Source organism: Streptomyces sp. NPDC031100, assembly GCF_055570785.1.
Window position 1 is genome coordinate 788577 of sequence record NZ_JBVIGN010000001.1, and the last position, 17691, is coordinate 806267.

Genomic DNA, 17691 nt, shown 5'->3' on the forward strand with positions numbered 1-17691 from the left:
CGGGCCTCAGGTCAAGGGCATGGCCCACCGACCCTGGGCGTCTCCGGCTGATCCGAGGACGAACACGCCGTGGAGCCGGGCCCGGTCGGGCTCGGCTCCACCGGGGTGCGGGGGTCAGATGCGGTCGGCCGCGATGAGCAGGTAGTGGAAGCTGCCCTCCTTGTAGGCGGTCAGGAACGGGTCCTCGATGCCCGTGGCCACGGACGACTTGGCGCGCAGTTCCCAGTAGGGGATCGTGTCGGGGGTCAGGTCGATCACCTGGATGGGGACGAGGTTGTTGGCGGCCAGCGCCTTGAAGTACTCGCTGCGCGGGTGGATGTTGCAGGTGTAGTGCTCGTCGATCCGGCTGACGGCCTTGGAGCGCATGCCGGTGACGTCGTTGGAGCAGCCGGTGATGCAGACGTAGCGGCCGCCGTACTCCAGCAGGCGCGAGAACTCAGCGAAGAGTTCGAAGAGGTCGACGTACATGGTCGTCTCGTTGGTCCAGATCGCGCGGCGCGAGCCGGTGTCCAGCCGGGTGTCGAGCATGTTGCGGAAGTGGAAGCCGACCTTGTCCGCGACACCGCGCTGCTTCGCCTGGTCGTTGGCGAAGTCGACCTGCTGCTCGGAGATGCTCACGCCGTCGACGTGGCAGCCGAAGCGTTCGTTGGCCATGAAGCTGGTGCCGCCGCGGCCGGACCCGGCGTCCAGCAGACGGTCGGCGGGCTTGATGTCGCCGAGGTGGTCGAGGAGTACCTCGGCCTGGGCGGTCTCCAGGCGGTGCATCTCCTCGATGATGCGCTGGTCGCGGGTCTGCGGCGGCTCGGCGAGCACCGAGGGGTCCCAGTCGCCGAGGCCGTAGTGGTGGTGGTAGAGGCCGTCGACCTCGCCGAGCTTGATGTTGACGGGGTCCTTCTCCTTGTTCCAGTACTCCGCGACCGACTTCTGGTAGTCGGTGCGCAGGACATCGCCCATGGCGATGCTTTCCATCTGGGTGGAGATCTTGGACATGGAAGGTGGTTCCTTACTCGGGTGGGGGATGCGGGGCGGGCGGAGCGGAGTCAGGCGGCCTGCGCGACGCCGGCGCCGTGGTAGCGGCCGCTGGTCGCGTGCCACTCGCGGCTGCCACCGACCCAGGCCCAGGTGCTCGCCATGAAGCGGCGCAGCTCCGGGGAACCGGTCAGACAGAGCGCGGCCGCTTCCGCCTCGAAGGTGTGCATCAGCTCGTTGTGGATCTCGACGGTGCGGTTGACGCCCTCTTCGAGTGAGCAGTCGTCCTCGGCGGCGATCAGCCGGGGCAGGCTGTGGTCCGCCGGGTCCTCCTTGCCCATGGAGTAGAGGTCGTTGACGATCACGGTGGCAGTGCCCGCCAGGGTGAAAGCGCGCCGTACCCGGGGGTCGGAGAACTCGCCGTACGGGATCTCGTAACCGGCGATCGCGTCGACGAGCACCATGCACGGGATGAAGCTGTTCTCGTGCCGGTGCATCAGGTACTCCCACACCGGCGGGCGGTGGCCGGCGGCCTGCCAGTAGCCCTCCTGGTTGTAGGCGACGAACATGATGCCCAGCTCGTGGCGGAGCCGGCGCACCTGTGACGTCGTCGCGTACGAGTGGAGGTTGCGCAGGCTGTCGCGCAGGGCCCGCATGACCGGGTCCGCCGTGACGACCTCTTCGAGCTGGGGGGCGTAGGCGAGCGGGAGGTTCGCCTGGTCGATCACCGAGTGGGCGATGGCGAGCCGTTGGCCGATTTGCTCGGGCCGGGCCTCCTCCACCTCGCCGTCGATGTAGTGGTCGTCGACGGCCCACTCCGACAGCCCGCACTTGGCCGCCGCCAGCAGCCGGTCCGGGTCGTCCGTCTCGGGGTGGGCCAGCATCATCAGCCGGCCGAAGTCGGCCTGGCGGATCCTGTCCAGCTGGCCCGGGTAGATCCCCATCTCCTCGGCCCACTCGACCAGGCGTTCGGTGACGGTCTCGCCCAGGGCGGGATCGTCCCGTACGGCGGGCGGGCAGTGGAGACGGGAGCCGAGGTCGTCCGTCGGCGCCGCTTCGCTGCGGGCCTCGGGGACGCTGGTATCGGCGGTTGGCGCCGATGTGCCACGACCGGTGCGGCCGAGGGCTGCCGCCGATACGCCCAGCCCGGTGGGGCCGGTCGGCGGCGGACTCCCGGCGGCCGCCGCATGACCGGCCGTCGGCGGATGCACCACTTGGGGCTGATGCGCGCTCGCCGGAGTCGGCAGCGGCAGGCGAAGCCCGCTCGCGCGGGCCGCCGCACGGCCGCTCCGCGAGCGGTGCGGCGTGGCCGCCGCCCCGGCGGGGATGCGCGCCGCCGACGTACCCGGCCCGGTGGGGCCCAAGGGCAGCCTCGGCTCGGGCGGGGCGGCGGACGGACGGGCCGGCGCCGACGGGCCCGCCGACAGCAGGGCCCGTACCAGCCCCGCCACGTCGTGGGACGCGGCGGGTGCCGTGACCCGGGAGATCAACGACACCGTCGTCAGCTCCCGTTCGTGCGGGCGATCTCGACGTTCTCCAGGACGCCGAGGGCGTCGGGCACCAGGACGGCCGCCGAGTAGTAGGTGCTGACCAGGTAGGAGATGACCGCCTGCTCGTTGATGCCCATGAACCGCACGTTCAGGCCCGGCTCCACCTCGTCCGGGATCCCGGTCTGGAACAGGCCGATGACACCCTGGTCGTCCTCGCCGGTACGCATGGCGATGATCGAGGACGTGCCCTGCTCACTGATCGGGATCTTGCTGCACGGCAGCAGCGGCACCCCGCGCCAGGCGGGCAGGTGGTTGCCGTTGAGTTCGATGCTGCCGAAGTAGATGCCCCGCTTGTTGCACTGGCGGCCGAACGCGGCGATCGCCTTGGGGTGGGCGAGGAAGCAGCGGGTCTTGCGCCGCATGCTGAGCAGCTCGTCCATGTCGTCCGGGCTCGGCGGGCCGGAGTAGGTGGAGATCCGCTGGTCGAAGTCGGCGTTGTGGAGCAGGCCGAACTCCTCGTTGTTGATCAGCTCGTACTCCTGCCGCTCCCGCAGCGCCTCGATGGTCAGCCGCAACTGCTGCTGCGTCTGGTTCATCGGCTCGTTGTAGAGGTCAGCGACCCGGCTGTGCACCCGCAGCACGGTCTGCGCCACGCTCAGCTCGTACTCGCGCGGGGCGAGTTCGTAGTCCGCGAAGGTCTGCGGCAGGGTCTCCTCACCCATGTGCCCCGCGCTGAGCTCGATCTCCGCCTCGCCCGACCGGTTCAGCTTGCGGTGCCCGTTGGCACTGATCTGCTGCACGTGCCTGCGCAGCGCCTCGTGCCGGTCTGCGACCGCCTTGTACGCCGTCAGCGGCAGCGCGAGCACCGTGGTGGCGGTGGTCGCGCGGGCCGTGAACTCCCACTTCTTGGCCTGCCCGGACAGCACCCGGCCGCCGAATGAGTCCCCGTCGGCCATCAGTCCGAGCACGACATCGTCGCCGTAGGGACCCTCGCCGATCTTCTCGACCTTGCCGTGCGCGATCAGGTACACCTGGTCGGCCTTGCGGCCGGCCTGGACGATGACCTGGCCCGGCGCGAAGTCCTTCTGCACGAACTTGTCGGCCAGCGCGCCGAGCACGTCGGCGTCCGAGAAGCCGCGCAGCAACGGCAGTTCGCCCAGTTCGGCGGGGATCACCTGGACCTTCGAGCCGGTCTTCACGAAGGACACACGGCCGTCGCCCAGGGTGTACGACAGACGGCGGTTGACCCGGTACGTCGCACCGGGCACGTTCACCCAGGGCAGCATGCGGGTCGCCCAGCGGGAGCTGATCCCCTGCATCTGGGGTTCGGACTTGGTGGTGGTGGCGAGATTGCGCGCCGCCGCGGTGCTGAGGCTCTGCTGCTCCTGTTGCTGGGCCGCCTCCGCGCCCGTGGCCGGTGCTGTCGTCGTCTCGAGTGGCATGACTCTCCCTGGTATCCCGTGACACATGGGACGCGACGACATGCCGTCGTCACGCTGCGTGCACAGGACTACCAGGAGTCACCATCACGGTGAGTGATCAAAACAGACGGCGCGCGAAGGGAATCCCGACCGCGACGCGCGCCCCCGTGCGCCCCAACCAGCAAGATCTGCTGGTCAGATCCCTCTCAAGTCAACATCAACCTGTGTGCCACTCTCAAGGGCGTCAACACTCACAGTAAACAACCATGGGTAAGGGCGATGACCGAGGCGAGGCGGCGGCAGGTCGACCTCGGCCCGCACGGTCTTTCCCGGCGGGTCGCGGTCGACCACCTCCCACCGGTCGGCCAACGCATCGACCAGCACGAGCCCGCGCCCCGCATCCGCGAGGGGCGCGGGCTCGCGTACGTCCCGGGGGCCGGGCGGCCGCCGTTCGGCGCGGGTGTCGCTCACCTCGATCCGCACGCTCCCCGTCACGAGCGCAAGCCGCAACTCGAAATCCCGTCCCGGCACGCGCCCATGGGTTACGGCATTGGCGGCCAACTCGGCGACGATCACGGCCACGGCGTCGGCGGTGTCGGTGCCCTGGGGGATGCCCCAGGCGTCGAGCTGAGCGAGGGCAAGATGCCTGGCCAGGCGGGCGCCGCGGGGAGTCGGGCTGAGGCGTTGGGTGAGCATGAGCCCAATGTGGGGGGCGTGAAGGGGGCTTCGCCAGGTGCGGAGCGCGTACGCTGCGCGAGCGTACGCGGTGACGGACTGGACAGTACTCGTGACTGGCCGTAACCATGAGCGCGGGAGGTGACCGCGGTGGTCGACGGGCGGGTGGGCGAGCCGGAGTCTTCGGACAGCATGCGGACGTTCGGGGCGGTGGTGCAGGCGCTTCGCGAGTATCACGGGCTGAGCAGGGAGGAGTTCGGTCGGCTCGTGGGGTTCTCCAAGCACACGGTGGCATCGGTGGAACTGGGGAGGCGGATGCCGGATGTGGGGTTTGTGGAGGCGGCGGAGGGGGTGTTGGGCAACACGGGGGCGCTGAGGAGGGCGGCGGGGTGCCTGGAGCGGCAGCCGGGTTTGGCGGCTTGGTTCCGGCGGTGGGCGCGGCTGGAGAAGTTGGCGATCACTCTCTACACCTATGAGTGCCGGATGATTCCGGGGCTGCTGCAGTCGGAGACGTACGCGCGACAGTTGTTCATCGACGAGCTGCCGCCCCTGACCGACGAACAGATCGAGGTCAACTGGGCCGCGAGGGCGGAACGTCAGCGGCTGCTGCAGGAGCGGCCGAACACCGCCTTCAGCTTCATCATCGAAGAGCAGCTGTTCCTGCGCCGGACCGGCGGCAGGGAGGTCATGCGTGAGGCTATCGGCCACCTGCTGGACATCGCGCAGCTGCGGAACGTCGAGGTCCAGATCATGCCGCTGGTACGGGAATCACACGCTGGGCTGCACGGGCCCATGCAGCTGCTGGAGAGCCCGGATATCAAGTGGTTCGCGTACATGGAGGCACCGGAGTGCGGGCAGCTCATCTCCGACGCGAAGGTGGTCAGCATTCTCAACCGCCGGTATGCCAGGATGCGTTCACAGGCTCTGTCAGCCGAGGACTCGGTGAGCCTGCTGGAACGGATGCGAGGAGACCTATGAGCACCTCCGAACTGGCCTGGTTCAAAAGCAGCTACAGCAGCAGCGGTTCCGGCGACTGCATCGAGGTAGCCCACACCCCCACCACCATCCACATCCGCGACTCGAAGGACAAGCAGGGCCCCCAACTGGCCCTCTCCCCCACCACCTGGGCCGAGTTCCTGACGTACGCCGCGAAGTGACCACTGGGACATGACGATCAACACGGCGCTCGCCGACATCCTCGACCGTGGCGCCGCGGAGTCGGAGTCGCAGCAACTGCTCGCCGCCCTCGCCGACCACGGCGTCCACGTCCCCGTGCAGGCGAACGGCTCCGTGCTGTTCCTGCAGAACAGCGAGGACGGCACCCCCGTCCTCCCCGGCTACGTCAGTGAAGCGTGCTGCGCCGAGCGATTGCCGGAGGCCGCCGGAGCGGTTCACTGTGACGCGCTGCGGCTGCTGGACATCGCGCAGCAGACCGGCGTCGGCGTGCTCGCGCTCCACTCGGCCACGAACTGGGCGCGCGTACCGCTGCCGTTGCTGTCCATGACGCTGCGGGAGCGCGGGCAGCGGGCGGGAGGGCAGCAGCTGAAGCTCACCTGGTCGACGCATCCCGTCGCCGTGGCGCTGCGGGATGCCCTCGCCCGACGGATACGGGAGTTCCCGGCCGTCCGTACGGTCTGGGTGTCGCAGGCGCGCCGCATGGACACCGGGTTCGAGCACCTGATGCTGCACATGGCCGTCGACGAACCACTGCCGTCGGCCTCCGCACACCGGCTGACGGAGACGCTGCTCGGCGAGGAGGTGGTGCTCGGGGAGAACGGCCCGCAGGTGGGCATGCTCGCCCTGAACACCACCACGCACGCGGCAACGCTCGCCGAGCTGGAGCGCATGGGGCTGGACACCGTACGGTCCGACCCTGCCACCGAGCGCGTCGACGTGGTCTCGCGAGAGTTCGACGCGCCTCGGCAGTAGTCGGCTACGTCACGCGCCCGGGCAGTGCTTCCACGCGAAGTGGTACACCGTGCTGATGTCCCCGTCGGTCGAGTCCATCGTCATGAAGCTGACCTTGCCGGGTGACGTGCTGCCCGCGTTCACCCGTAGCTCGGTGTTGATGTTGAAGTTGCGCAGCACTCCGCAGGGCGCCCAGACCAGCTGGGTCCAGTCGGTGCTGTCGGTGGCCTGCCAGTCGTCGTTGTAGGGGCCGTTGTAGGGGTGGGTCTTGGACGCGGTGTTCGGGGACCCCTGGAAGTAGTACGACGCCTTCTGCGTGCCGGTCGCGCCGGGCTGGAGCGAGAGGAAGCCCCGGTAGTCCGCGCTGGCGATGGCGTAGGTGAAGCCCTGCGGGACGTGCACGACCAGGTTGAGCTGGCAGTTCTTGCGGAAGGCCGTGGGGTCGGAGTTGCCGCCGGCCTGGGCGAGGTAGTTGCTGTAGGTCACCGTGAAGGCGGTGTTGTCCGGGGAGACGGCGATCGCGGCCGTGCCCTGGGGACAGCCCGAGCCGTTCACCGTGGCGATGTCGATGACGATCTTGTCCGGGGGCGGGTCGTCGAAGACGGGAGAGGAGGTCGAGGCGGGTATCGCGGTGGTGAGCAGAGCGGCTACGGCACCGCTCAGCAGGAGTCCACCAGCCATGGTTTCTCCAGGTTGTCGAGTGGGGGGTTCAGCCTCCGACCCGTCCGTTCAACTTTGAAGAATCTGTGTGGAACCTGTGAAGGAGGGGGAGGCGTGGGAATCGTAGGAAGCCCCGCTCCGCCCCGGCAGGGCGAACTCCGGCCATTCACACCGGGCTTTTCACGCACTCCCCCGGCCGAACGCTAGGGGTTCTCCCAGGCCCCCGGCTCCGCCGCCAGCGCCCGTACCGGCTCCGGCAGTGCGCCCGCCGCGAGGTCGGCGATCGTGACGCCCTCCAGGATGCGGCGGACGTTGGCGCGGAGGGCGATCCAGAGGGGCAGGAGCGGCTGGGCCGTGCCGGTGTAGGACAGGCCGGTCGGGCGTTCCCCCCGTACCGACACGATCGGGCCGTCCACCGCCCGGATGACGTCCGCCACGGTGATCGCGGCCGCGGTCCGGGCCAGCCGGTAGCCGCCGCCCCCGCCACGCCGGCTCTCGACGATTCCGGCGCGCCGCAGGTCGCCCAGGATGCCCTCCAGAAACTTGTGCGGGATGTCCTGTACGACGGCGATCTCCTCGGCCTTCACGGGGCCGTCATCCGCCCGTACGGCGAGCTCCAGTACCGCCCGTACCGCGTAATCCGCCCGTGCCGAGATCCTCATGCGTCCATTGTGGGGCGTACCTCCATGGAGAATGGCCGCACCCGCGCCCCGTAAGATCGCCCGGGAGGATCCCTTGGCGCTCAGCAGACGTACTTTCAGTGCCCTGGCCGGCTCGGCCGCGCTCGGCTTCGCCCTGGGCGGCAGCGGCGGTCCGGGGGCGCCTTCGGCGTACGCGGCGCGCAGTGTGCCGACCGGCCCGGCGCCCGCCCCGCCGAGAGCGGACGGCAAGAGGCACACCATCGCGTACGACCCCTACTCGCTGCTGGTCGACGGCCGGCGGCTGGTCGTGTGGTCCGGTGAGATGCACCCCTTCCGGCTGCCGAGTCCCTCCCTGTGGCGGGACGTCCTGCAGAAGATGCGGGCTCACGGGTTCAACGCCGTGAGTATCTATGTGTCGTGGAACTACCACTCCCCCGCGCCCGGTAAGTACGACTTCTCCGGTGTCCGGGATCTCGACCTGTTCCTGCGCATGGCCGCCGAGACCGGGCTCTACGTCATCCTGCGGCCCGGCCCTTACATCAACGCCGAGATCGACGGCGGCGGCTTCCCCGGCTGGCTGACGACGACGAAGGGGACGGCCCGCACCGCCGATCCGACCTATCTGTCGTATGTCGACGAATGGCTCACGCAGGTGAACCGGATCGCCCGGCGGCATCTGTTCACCCAGGGCAGGGGAACCGTCCTGCTCTACCAGATCGAGAACGAGTACGAGGACCACGTCACCGAGGCGACCGGGCGGGACTACATGTCCCACCTGTACAAGAAGGTCAGGGACGACGGGATCGACGTCCCCCTGTTCCACAACGACAAGCACCGCAACGGCTACTGGGTCCCGGGGTCCTTCGACACGGGCGGGGAGCGGGGCGGCTGGCTGTACGGCTTCGACGGGTATCCCTCGCCCTCCGAGGTGCCGCCGGACTGGGGGGACTTCGGGCGCGGCGGTGCGACGGGCGGGGCCACCGCCTCGCCGCACACGCCCGGGTTCGTGCCCGAGTTCGGGGGTGGCTGGTTCGATCCGTGGGGCGGGGTCGAGTTCGACGGCAAGGGGTACGCCGAGTCGCGGCGCACCCGGGACGCGGCCTACGAGCGCCGCTTCTACCTCACCAACCTCGCCAACGGCATCACCCTGCACAACGTGTACATGACCTTCGGCGGGACGTCGTGGGGCTGGCTGCCGGCGCCGGTCGTCTACACGTCGTACGACTACGGGGCGGCGATCGACGAGGGGCGCACCGTCACCGACAAGATCGCCCCGATGCACCAGCTGGGGCATCTGCTGCAGCGCGTGCCCGACTTCGCCCGGCTGGACCGGGCCGCGGACGTCCGGGCCGAGGGGCTGAAGGTCTACCACCTGACCAACCCGGACACCGGCACCCATGTGTACGTGGCCCGCAACGACGGCTCGGACCCGGTCACCGGCGAACTGCCCACGGACGCCGGGAAGCTGCGGATCACCGTGCCCGCGCACGACGCCCGCATGCTGACCACCGGACTCCCCCTCGGCAAGCGGACGCTCAAGTACTCCACCGCGCAGCCCATGGCGTGCCTGACGGTCGGGCGGCAGGACGTCGCCGTGTTCACGGGGCGCCTGGACGACATGGCGGACCTGGTCCTGAAGTGCCCGGTGGAGCCGTCCGTCGTCCGGCTCGACCCGGAGGCCGCCTGGGCGTACGACAGCAACGAACTGCACGTCAACGCCCCCCTCGGGGAGGGCGGTCTGACCCGGGTGCTGGTCGACAAGGGCGAGAGCGACACCCCGCTGCTGCTGCTCTTCGCCGACGACGCCACCGCCGTACGCCTCTTCCCGTACGACACCCCGTCCGGGACCGTGCTGGTGTACGGCCCGGCGCTGCTGCGCCACGCCGAGGTGCGCGGCTCGGAGATGCACCTGACGGGTGACATCACCGGCGCGACCAGCGTGGAGGTGTGGGGGCCGCGCGGGATCGAGAGCCTGGTGTGGAACGGGCGGAAGGTGCCGACCCGGGTCACGATGTCCGGGAGCCTGATGAGCATCGGGATGCTGCCCTCCGTGCCGGAGGTGCGGCTGCCCGCGCTGGGCGGCTGGCGAATGCGGACGGAGAACCCGGAGGCCGGGCCGAACTTCGACGACTCGTCCTGGAAGAAGGCCGACAAGACGTCGTCGCACAGCGTCACCCCGGTGCCCGAGGGGCAGCCGGTGCTGTTCGCGGACGACTACGGCTTCCACTACGGGGACGTCTGGTACCGGGGCACGTTCACCGGCTCCTCGGGCCTCGAAGAGGTCTCGCTCGCCTACACCACCGGCACCCAGGGCCTGCTGATGGCATGGCTGGACGGGGAGCCGCTGGGCACCCACCGGATGCCCGTGCCCGACAAGAAGACGGTCAGGAAGGCCAGTTGGGACGCCACGGCCGTCTTCCCGGTTCGCGAACGGCTGCGCTCGCCCGGCCGGCACGTGCTGTCGGTCCTGGTCCGGCGCATGCAGCACGACATGGACGGCAAGGCGCAGGACACCCACAAGGTGGCCCGCGGCCTCACCGCCGCCCTCTTCAAGGGGGCCTCGCCGAAGGTCCGTTGGCGGATCCAGGGCGAGGCGGCGCCGGACCCGGTGCGCGGGCCGCTGAACAACGGCGGTCTGTACGGGGAGCGGGAGGGCTGGCACCTGCCCGGCTTCCCCGACGGGGACTGGGAGGCGGTGACCTTCCCGCGGGCGGAGCGGCGCCAGGGCGTGACCTGGTACCGGACGACCTTCCGGCTGTCCGTGCCGGGTGACATCGACGCTTCGGTCGGCCTGACCCTTCAGGACGACCCGTACCGGGCCTACCGGACGCAGATCTTCCTCAACGGCTGGAACATGGGCCAGTACGTCAACAACGTCGGCCCGCAGCACACCTTCGTCCTGCCGAACGGCATCCTGCGCACCCGGGGCACCAACACCCTGGCGCTGGCGGTCCTCTCGGAGTTCACGACGCTGTCCGGGCCGGGGAAGGTCGGGCTGACCCTGCTGGGCCGGGCGACCGGAGGGGTAGCGGTGACCCCGGTGTCCTCCCCCGGCCGCCGGGCTTCCGCTACGCCAGCCGGATCACGTTCCAGGACAGGGGCTCCAGTACGGCGGTGAGGGTGCCGTCGTGGACGGCGGTGCCCCCGACCGGGTGCGGGGCGACCCGCTCGGGGTCGTCCAGGGTGTTGCGGGCGTCGGGGTCGGCGTCCGCGAGGGCGCTGTGCTCGGTGACGGTGGTCAGGTCGAGCCCGTGGAGGGCGACTTCGAGCGGGAGCGGCTCGGTGCGGTCGCGGTTGACGGCGAAGACGGTGACCGTGCCGTCGGCCGCGCGGACGGCGGTGGCGTGCAGCAGGTCCGTCTCGCCGTACTTCCGTGTCTCGTACGTCGGCGAATCCACGCGGACGTCGAGGACCTCGCCGCGGCCGTACCGGGAGGCCTGCGCGAAGGGGAAGAACGTCGTCTGCCGCCAGGCCGGGCCGCCCGGCTCGGTCATGATCGGAGCGATCACGTTGACCAGCTGGGCGAGGCAGGCGACGGTGACGCGGTCGGCGTGCCGGAGCAGGGCGATGAGGAGCGAGCCGAAGACGACCGCGTCGGTGACGCTGTAGGTGTCCTCCAGCAGCCGCGGAGCCTCGGGCCAGTCGGTCCGGTCGATGGTCTTCTCGTACTCCTGCCACCGGGACAGGTACCAGACGTTCCACTCGTCGAAGGAGAGGTTGATCCGCTTCGTCGACTTGAGGCGGGCGCCCACGTGGTCGGCGGTGGCCACGACGTTCTCGATGAAGGACTCCATGTCGACGGCGGAGGCCAGGAAGGAGTCCAGGTCGCCGTCGAGGGGCTCGTAGTAGGCGTGCAGGGAGATGTGGTCGACCAGTTCGTACGTCTCCTGCAGGACGGTCGCCTCCCACGCGGCGAACGTGGGCATGGCCTGGTGGGAGGAGCCGCAGGCCACCAGTTCCACGGCGGGGTCGAGCCGGCGCATGGCCCGTGCCGTCTCGGCGGCGAGGCGGCCGTACTCCTCGGCGGTCTTGTGGCCGGTCTGCCAGGGGCCGTCCATCTCGTTGCCGAGGCACCACAGCCTGATGCCGAAGGGCTCCTTGTCGCCGTGGGCCGCGCGGAGGTCGGACAGGGCCGTTCCGGAGGGGTGGTTGGCGTACTCCTGGAGTTCGAGGGCTTCGGCGACGCCTCTCGTGCCGAGGTTGAGGGCCACCATCGGTTCTGCCTGGGGGCCGATCTTCTTCAGGAAGGCGATGTACTCGGAGAGGCCGAAGCGGTTGGTCTCGGTGGAGTGCCAGGCGAGGTCGAGGCGGCGGGGGCGGTCCGCGACGGGGCCGACGGAGTCCTCCCACCTGTATCCGGAGACGAAGTTGCCGCCCGGGTAGCGGACGGTCGTGACGCCGAGTTCGCGGACGAGGTCCAGGACGTCGGTACGGAGGCCTTCGGCGTCGGCAGTGGGATGGTCCGGCTCGAAGATGCCGGTGTGGACACAGCGGCCCAGGTGTTCCACGAAGGAGCCGAAGAGCCGGGGGCTGACCTCGCCGACGGTGAAGGCGGGGTCGAGGGTGAAGCGGGCGATGCGCATGGTGGCCTTTCGGGGTGGGTGGCCTTTCGGGGTGGGTGGCCGCGGGCGTCCGGCATCTCGAACGATGCCCGCAAGTTCGAACGGACCGTAGAATCGAAGCACTTGGCGCGTCAATGGGGCGGACGCGGGGATGCGTCCGGCCAGGGTCGGCGGAATCGATCGTTCCCCGTTGAACGACGGTGGCCGGATCTCATGACGTGGACACACCCAGGCGCGTACGCTCGGACGAACCGCACACCGGCGGTGAGAAGGGGGAACGATGGCCATCGGCGGCGTGCGACAGCGGGCGGCACACCTGGCCGCACGACTGAACCGCTCCCGTCCGGGCTCGGCGATGCGCTCCCTGGCCGCCGACCTGGCCACCGCCGTCCACGCCCGGCCGAAGCCGCCGGACGGCGTACGGGACCTGTGCCGAGCGCTGTGCGAGGAGATGACGGTGCGGCGCGGCGGCCGGCCGGTGGGCTTGCGCTTCGAGCGTTTCCCGGACGAGATCGAAGTCACCGGCCTGTGGGTGGAGTTCCAGGACTTCGACCTGGTCATCGTGGAGGAGCGGGCCGAGGCCGTGCAGCAACTGGTCATCCTCGGTCACGAGTTGTGGCATCTGCACGCCGGGCACCGGCACCACCACCTGGCCGGCTCCGCGGCCGCCCGCGCGCTCGCCGGCGAGCCCGGCTGGCGGGACATGGCCCTGACGGTGGCCGCCCGCAACGGCTCCCGGGAGACCGACGAGGCCGAGGCCGACGACTTCGGCCACCGCCTCGCCACCCTGTTCCGGCCCTACCTCGCCGGCCCCGGCACACCACTCGACCCGGTCCAGCGATTCCTCGGCTACCGCGGACGGAGAGGAGCCGCCCGGTGACCCCGCTGGCGCTCGCCCCCGCGCAACTCCTCGACGAGCTCTACATCTCCTTCTGGATCCCCACCGCGGTCCTCACCGTCGCTCTGCTGATCAAGCTGCCCACCATCATCCGGCTGTGGCGGGACCCGCTACTGCGCGCGGTCGGCGGCATGCTGGTGCTCGCGTGCGGTGTCTTCGTGTTCTGCACGCCGTCCACGATCGCCCTGGTCAACCGCGTGACCGGCGTGCCCAACATCTCGGCGCCCTGGTGCTATTCACTCATCACCGCGATGTGCGGCTCCTGTCTGCTGCTCATCATCACCTGGCGCAACGGCCCGTCCGACCGCTCGCCCGTCACCCGGCGGGCGATCCGCTGGGTGGTGTCGCTGTACTGCGGGGTGATCGTCGCCCTGTGGGTGCTGTTCCTGCTCGCCGACTGCCCCGAGGAGCGGCTGCGGGACCTCGACACGTACTACGCCAACACGCCGTTCATGCGCGAGGAGATCCTCTGCTACCTCGCCGCGCACGCCGTCGCCTGCCTGGTCACGTCCAGACTGATCTGGAACTGGGTGCGCACCGAGGGCCTGGACGCCTGGCTGCGCTGGGGGCTGAAGCTGCTCGGCGCCGGATACGTGCTGAACCTGATCTTCAACGCGGCCAAGCTCGTCGCCGTCGGGGCGCGGTGGGCGGGGCACGACCTGGACTGGCTGAGCACCGATCTCGCGCCGCCGGTGGCCGCGCTGTCCGCCATCCTGGTCGCGGTCGGCTTCATCCTGCCGCACGCCGGCCAGTATCTGCACGAGCGCTGGCGGGTCCGGCGTGCCCATCGCGAACTGCGGCCCCTGTACCAGCTGATGAGGACCACGAGCGGCAACGCGGTGCCGTTCGTGCTGCACGCCACGCCCGAGCTGCGGCTGACCCGGCGCGAGACGTTCATCCGGGACCTGCTGCTGCCGCTGGCCCGGCACATCGACACCGACCTGGGCCGACGCTCCTACGGCGCCGCACTCGACCTCGGCCACCCGCCGGAGCGGGCGCGTGCGCTGGCGGCGGCGGTGAGCATCCTGGGCGCGATCGAGGCGAGGCGCGGTCCCGAGCCGCCCGATGCGACCGACCCGGGCGCCGGGGCCGACACCACGAGTCTGCTTCAGGAGATCGGGGCGATTTCCCGGGCGCTTCGGTACACCGACGAGATCGAGCGTGTGCGGGTCCGCGCAGCCGCCGTTGCCGAGTGCGGGTCCGAGGTGGCTGGTCGCGCCCACGCGGCGGAGCCGCAATCGATACAGCCCCGCGCCCCTTTGGGGCGCACGTAGCTGCACCCGCCCCCGGCCGGCGACGGTTCGGGTCAGCCTGCGAACGCCGGTTGGGGCAGGCCCTTTCCCGCGCCCGGCACGACCAGGACCGAGCCCGCGGTGGGATGGGGTGCCGGCAGTCCGATGCGGGCCGTCGTGATGTACAGGTCGGTGAGGTCGGGGCCGCCGAACGTGCAGGCCGTCGTGCGGGGCGTCGGCAGGGTGATCACGCGGTCCAGGGCGCCGGACGGCGTGTAGCGGCGGATGGCTCCCCCGTCCCACAGGGCCACCCAGACGCACCCGTCCGCGTCGACCGTCAGGCCGTCGGGAGAGCCGGCGCCCTCCTCGATCTCCGCCAGGGTGCGGCGGTTGCGGATGCCCTCGCCGTCGTGGTCGAAGACGTCCACGCGCCGGGTCGGGGTGTCGGCGTAGTACAGGAGGCGGCCGTCCGGGCTCCAGCCGGTGCCGTTGCTGACCGTGACGTCGGGGAGGACGACGCGTACGTCCCCCTCGCCGGTCAGACGGGACAGCGTGCCGCCGCCCGGTGCCTCGTCGTAGCGCATCGTGCCCGCCCAGAGCGACCCGTCCGGGGCCACGGCCGCGTCGTTGGCGCGGCGGCCGGGCACCGGCTCGTGGTGCAGCCAGCGGAAGGTGTCGTCGGGGTCCAGGAGGCCGACGCCGTCACGCAGGTTCAGCACCAGCCCGCCGCCCGCGCGGGGCTTCGCCGCGCCGACGTGCTGCTCCGTCGTACGGACCGTCCGGCGGCCGGAGGAGGGGTCGTACGTGTGGATGCGCATGCCCAGGATGTCCAGCCAGATGAGGCGGCCCGTCGCCGGGTCCCACGTCGGGCCCTCGCCGAGCGTCGCCTCCGCCTGCACGGCGACCTCGTAGGCCGTCACTCCGCGCTCCGGTGGCCGAGCCGCTCCGACAGCTCCGCCGCGCCCTTCGCGGCCAGCTGCTCCAGCTCCCCCCGCCGCTCCTCGCTCCAGCGGATCATGGGGACCGAGATGGAGAGGGCGGCGACCACCCGGCCGGTGCGGTCGAGCACCGGGGCGGCCACACAGGACACGTCCGGGTTGGACTCGCGGCTCTCCACCGCGATGCCCCGCTGCCGGATCCCGGCCAGGGCCTCGCGCAGGGCGGCGGGATCGGTGATGCTGTTGGGCGTCATCGCGGTCAGCTCGGCACCGTCCGGGATCCGCGCCGCCAGCTCCTGCTCCGGCAGCGAGGCCAGCAGCATCTTGCCGACGGAGGTGCAGTGCGCAGGCAGCCGGCGGCCCGCGGCCGAGACCATGCGCACCGCGTGCGTGGAGTCGACCTTGGCGATGTAGATGACATCGGTGCCTTCGAGGATGGCCACGTGGACCGTCTCGTCGCAGGTCTCCGCGACCGAGCGGGCCACCTGCTGGCCCTCGGCCGCGAGGTCGAGCTGCTCGGCGTAGCGGCTGCCGAGCTGGTACGGGCGTACGCCGAGCCGGTACCGTCCGGGCTGTCCCGGCACTTGCACGATGTACGAGCGCGCGGCGAGCGTGGTGACCAGCTCGTGCACGGTGGTGCGCGGCAGCTGGAGCTTGCGCACGATGTCGGGGGCGGAGAGCGTCCCGTCCCCGTCGAGGAACAGCTCAAGAATGTCGAGAGCCCGGGTCACGGCAGGCACGAGGCGTCCCACGTCCGGCCCCCTCCCTTGGGTCTAAGCGCCTATGTTCGATATTTCAACAGGCGATCGGCATGACGAACATAGGCTAGTCATGGAGAGTTGCGCGGGCAATGGCCGGGGACGCCTCCTCTGCGGAAGCGTCCGTCCGGGCACCATGGGTGCCATGCGACTCGACTTCCAGCTGGTGCTGCTGCGCCGCATGGCCGACCACAACCCGGACCTGGTCGAGAGCGCCCGGCGCGCACTGGGCGCCTCGATCGCGGACATGCGGGAGGCGAACAAGCGCTGGCAGGCCATGGTCCACTCGCCCAGGTCCCGGTCCGCCGCCGCCCGGTACCGCTCCGTCCTCGGTGAGCCGGAAGCCGTCGTCCGGCGCCGCCTGGGCGATGTCGACTGCGAGGCCCGGCAGTGGGAGCTGCCCCTCTGGCCGGGCCTGCGCTTCGAGGTGCTGGTCTCCCCCGACGGCGCGGTCTGGAACGAGTGGCTGGTGCGCGCGCCCGGCGCCCCGGCGCCGAAGCTGGAGACCCTGGACGACCTCGCCCCCTGGTCCTGCACGGTCGACGAGGCCGCCCGCGCCTTCGCCCCGGCCCGCCCGCTGGAGGGCACGGCCCCCACACGCTGGGGGCTCGCCTTCACCGCCCCCGACCGGGACGGCGTACGGCACGAGGTCGTCGCCGAGTTCACCTGGGGGCTGCTGCAACGGACGGCGGTCCGCACCTGAACCGGCTCAGGCGTCGAAGGCCGTGGCCCGGGTCTGCTTCTCCCATGCGGTGACGTCCTCGCGGACCTGGTCCAGGTGGGCCAGGACGCCGCTCACCCCGTCGTCACCGAGCGGCAGCCTGAGCGGAGTCTGCTCGGCCTCCAGGGCGGCCAGGATGAGGGCCGCCGCCTTGGCCGGGTCACCGGGCTGCGTACCGTCGCCGCCCGCGACGAACCCGCGGGTCTCGCTCACCCTGGCGTACACCCCGCTGTCCGCGCTGCTGCCGGCCCCGCTGCCGAACAGCGAGGTCCGGAACGCGCCCGGCTCCACGATCAGCACCTTGATGCCGAACTCCCGCACCTCGTCCGCGAGCGCCTCGGACATGCCCTCCAGCGCGAACTTCGTCCCGCTGTACGCCCCGAAGCCCGCGAAGGACATCTGCCCGCCCACGCTGCTCATCTGCACGATCGCGCCCGAGCGCCGCTCCCGCATGTGCGGCAGCACCGCCCGCACCAGGGCCGCCGGACCGAAGACGTGCAGGTCGAACAGGTCCCGCAGCTCCTGGTCCGTGGTCTCCTCGACGGCACCGACGTGCGTACGCCCCGCATTGTTGACCAGCACGTCGATCCGCCCGTGCCGGGCCACCACGTCCCGTACGGCCTCCTCGATCGCGGCCGCGTCGGTGACGTCCAGCCGCAGCGCCTCCACCTGGTCGGGATGCGCGGCCACCAGATCGTCCAGCGCCTCGGGGCGCCGGGCCGCACCGATCACCACGTCACCGGCGGCGACGGCCGCCTGCGTGATCTCCCGCCCGAAGCCGCTGCTCGCCCCGGTCACCAGCCACACCTTGTTCATGG

At 70.8% G+C, this 17691-nt stretch carries 17 protein-coding genes; 7 read left to right on the top strand and 10 right to left on the bottom strand.

What is annotated here, in order from left to right:
• Positions 1–114 precede the first annotated feature (114 nt).
• From ACZ5DS_RS03685 to ACZ5DS_RS03700, 4 genes are all read right to left on the bottom strand, one after another.
• Positions 115–990 (bottom strand): geranyl diphosphate 2-C-methyltransferase, encoded by an 876-nt coding sequence (locus ACZ5DS_RS03685; RefSeq protein ID WP_468233551.1) that lies wholly within the window; start codon positions 988–990, stop codon positions 115–117.
• A gap of 50 nt (positions 991–1040) precedes the next feature.
• Positions 1041–2465: a family 2 encapsulin nanocompartment cargo protein terpene cyclase gene (locus tag ACZ5DS_RS03690; RefSeq protein ID WP_468233553.1), complete on the bottom strand. Its 1425-nt coding sequence runs from the start codon at positions 2463–2465 to the stop codon at positions 1041–1043.
• A 5-nt stretch (positions 2466–2470) separates the two neighbouring features.
• Positions 2471–3901 carry a family 2B encapsulin nanocompartment shell protein gene (locus tag ACZ5DS_RS03695; protein WP_468233555.1) on the bottom strand — a complete coding sequence of 477 codons (1431 nt, stop codon included), beginning with the start codon at positions 3899–3901 and terminating at the stop codon, positions 2471–2473.
• Between the two features lie 174 nt (positions 3902–4075).
• Positions 4076–4576: an ATP-binding protein gene (locus tag ACZ5DS_RS03700; RefSeq protein WP_468233557.1), complete on the bottom strand. Its 501-nt coding sequence runs from the start codon at positions 4574–4576 to the stop codon at positions 4076–4078.
• Between the two features lie 129 nt (positions 4577–4705).
• On the opposite strand from ACZ5DS_RS03700, the gene ACZ5DS_RS03705 reads away from it, so the two are divergent.
• The 3 genes from ACZ5DS_RS03705 to ACZ5DS_RS03715 are packed head-to-tail and all read left to right on the top strand — an operon-like array spanning position 4706 to position 6484.
• The gene (locus ACZ5DS_RS03705; RefSeq protein ID WP_468233890.1) at positions 4706–5533 is read left to right on the top strand and encodes a helix-turn-helix domain-containing protein; all 828 of its coding nucleotides are present in this window, start codon (positions 4706–4708) and stop codon (positions 5531–5533) included.
• Positions 5530–5712, top strand: coding sequence for a DUF397 domain-containing protein (locus tag ACZ5DS_RS03710; RefSeq protein ID WP_468233559.1), 183 nt, complete (start codon positions 5530–5532; stop codon positions 5710–5712). The genes ACZ5DS_RS03705 and ACZ5DS_RS03710 overlap by 4 nt, the downstream gene beginning before the upstream one ends.
• Before the next feature lie 10 nt (positions 5713–5722).
• Positions 5723–6484, top strand: a complete 762-nt coding sequence (locus tag ACZ5DS_RS03715; protein ID WP_468233561.1) for a hypothetical protein — start codon at positions 5723–5725, stop codon at positions 6482–6484.
• Between the two features lie 9 nt (positions 6485–6493).
• On the opposite strand, the gene ACZ5DS_RS03720 is transcribed toward ACZ5DS_RS03715, so the two are convergent.
• Positions 6494–7144, bottom strand: a complete 651-nt coding sequence (locus ACZ5DS_RS03720; protein WP_468233563.1) for a DUF4360 domain-containing protein — start codon at positions 7142–7144, stop codon at positions 6494–6496.
• A gap of 182 nt (positions 7145–7326) precedes the next feature.
• Positions 7327–7785 carry an RrF2 family transcriptional regulator gene (locus ACZ5DS_RS03725; RefSeq protein ID WP_468233565.1) on the bottom strand — a complete coding sequence of 153 codons (459 nt, stop codon included), beginning with the start codon at positions 7783–7785 and terminating at the stop codon, positions 7327–7329.
• 73 nt (positions 7786–7858) lie between these two features.
• Here ACZ5DS_RS03725 and ACZ5DS_RS03730 point away from each other — a divergent pair, with 73 nt between their 5' ends.
• Positions 7859–10882 carry a beta-galactosidase gene (locus ACZ5DS_RS03730; protein WP_468233567.1) on the top strand — a complete coding sequence of 1008 codons (3024 nt, stop codon included), beginning with the start codon at positions 7859–7861 and terminating at the stop codon, positions 10880–10882.
• Here ACZ5DS_RS03730 and arfA read toward each other — a convergent pair.
• Complete coding sequence (gene arfA, locus ACZ5DS_RS03735; protein WP_468233569.1) at positions 10833–12347, bottom strand: arabinosylfuranosidase ArfA; 1515 nt, start codon at positions 12345–12347, stop codon at positions 10833–10835. The genes ACZ5DS_RS03730 and arfA overlap by 50 nt on opposite strands.
• Positions 12348–12606: 259 nt before the next feature.
• On the opposite strand from arfA, the gene ACZ5DS_RS03740 reads away from it, so the two are divergent.
• Together ACZ5DS_RS03740 and ACZ5DS_RS03745 are read left to right on the top strand one after the other, a co-directional pair.
• A complete protein-coding gene (locus ACZ5DS_RS03740) occupies positions 12607–13206 on the top strand; it encodes a toxin-antitoxin system, toxin component family protein (RefSeq protein WP_468233570.1) in 600 nt (199 codons plus the stop codon).
• Positions 13203–14498 carry an MAB_1171c family putative transporter gene (locus ACZ5DS_RS03745; RefSeq protein WP_468233572.1) on the top strand — a complete coding sequence of 432 codons (1296 nt, stop codon included), beginning with the start codon at positions 13203–13205 and terminating at the stop codon, positions 14496–14498. Before ACZ5DS_RS03740 ends, ACZ5DS_RS03745 begins: the two co-directional genes overlap by 4 nt.
• 32 nt (positions 14499–14530) lie before the next feature.
• Here ACZ5DS_RS03745 and ACZ5DS_RS03750 read toward each other — a convergent pair whose 3' ends face one another.
• Positions 14531–15376: an SMP-30/gluconolactonase/LRE family protein gene (locus tag ACZ5DS_RS03750; protein WP_468233575.1), complete on the bottom strand. Its 846-nt coding sequence runs from the start codon at positions 15374–15376 to the stop codon at positions 14531–14533.
• A complete protein-coding gene (locus tag ACZ5DS_RS03755; RefSeq protein WP_468233577.1) occupies positions 15373–16146 on the bottom strand; it encodes an IclR family transcriptional regulator in 774 nt (257 codons plus the stop codon). The genes ACZ5DS_RS03750 and ACZ5DS_RS03755 overlap by 4 nt, the downstream gene beginning before the upstream one ends.
• A gap of 151 nt (positions 16147–16297) precedes the next feature.
• Between ACZ5DS_RS03755 and ACZ5DS_RS03760 the strand changes: the two genes are divergently transcribed.
• On the top strand, positions 16298–16855 hold the full coding sequence (locus ACZ5DS_RS03760; RefSeq protein ID WP_468233578.1) for a hypothetical protein: 558 nt from the start codon (positions 16298–16300) through the stop codon (positions 16853–16855).
• A 6-nt stretch (positions 16856–16861) separates the two neighbouring features.
• On the opposite strand, the gene ACZ5DS_RS03765 is transcribed toward ACZ5DS_RS03760, so the two are convergent.
• Positions 16862–17689 carry an oxidoreductase gene (locus tag ACZ5DS_RS03765; protein ID WP_468233580.1) on the bottom strand — a complete coding sequence of 276 codons (828 nt, stop codon included), beginning with the start codon at positions 17687–17689 and terminating at the stop codon, positions 16862–16864.
• Positions 17690–17691: the final 2 nt, after the last annotated feature.

What these genes read in the sequence shown, in the direction of transcription:
- ACZ5DS_RS03760 (WP_468233578.1), top strand. Translation starts at nt 16,298, where the DNA reads ATGCGACTCGACTTCCAGCTGGTGCTGCTGCGCCGCATGGCCGACCAC.
- ACZ5DS_RS03685 (WP_468233551.1), bottom strand. Translation starts at nt 990, where the DNA reads ATGTCCAAGATCTCCACCCAGATGGAAAGCATCGCCATGGGCGATGTC.
- ACZ5DS_RS03710 (WP_468233559.1), top strand. Translation starts at nt 5,530, where the DNA reads ATGAGCACCTCCGAACTGGCCTGGTTCAAAAGCAGCTACAGCAGCAGC.
- ACZ5DS_RS03725 (WP_468233565.1), bottom strand. Translation starts at nt 7,785, where the DNA reads ATGAGGATCTCGGCACGGGCGGATTACGCGGTACGGGCGGTACTGGAG.
- arfA (WP_468233569.1), bottom strand. Translation starts at nt 12,347, where the DNA reads ATGCGCATCGCCCGCTTCACCCTCGACCCCGCCTTCACCGTCGGCGAG.
- ACZ5DS_RS03740 (WP_468233570.1), top strand. Translation starts at nt 12,607, where the DNA reads ATGGCCATCGGCGGCGTGCGACAGCGGGCGGCACACCTGGCCGCACGA.
- ACZ5DS_RS03695 (WP_468233555.1), bottom strand. Translation starts at nt 3,901, where the DNA reads ATGCCACTCGAGACGACGACAGCACCGGCCACGGGCGCGGAGGCGGCC.
- ACZ5DS_RS03720 (WP_468233563.1), bottom strand. Translation starts at nt 7,144, where the DNA reads ATGGCTGGTGGACTCCTGCTGAGCGGTGCCGTAGCCGCTCTGCTCACC.
- ACZ5DS_RS03715 (WP_468233561.1), top strand. Translation starts at nt 5,723, where the DNA reads ATGACGATCAACACGGCGCTCGCCGACATCCTCGACCGTGGCGCCGCG.
- ACZ5DS_RS03765 (WP_468233580.1), bottom strand. Translation starts at nt 17,689, where the DNA reads ATGAACAAGGTGTGGCTGGTGACCGGGGCGAGCAGCGGCTTCGGGCGG.
- ACZ5DS_RS03700 (WP_468233557.1), bottom strand. Translation starts at nt 4,576, where the DNA reads ATGCTCACCCAACGCCTCAGCCCGACTCCCCGCGGCGCCCGCCTGGCC.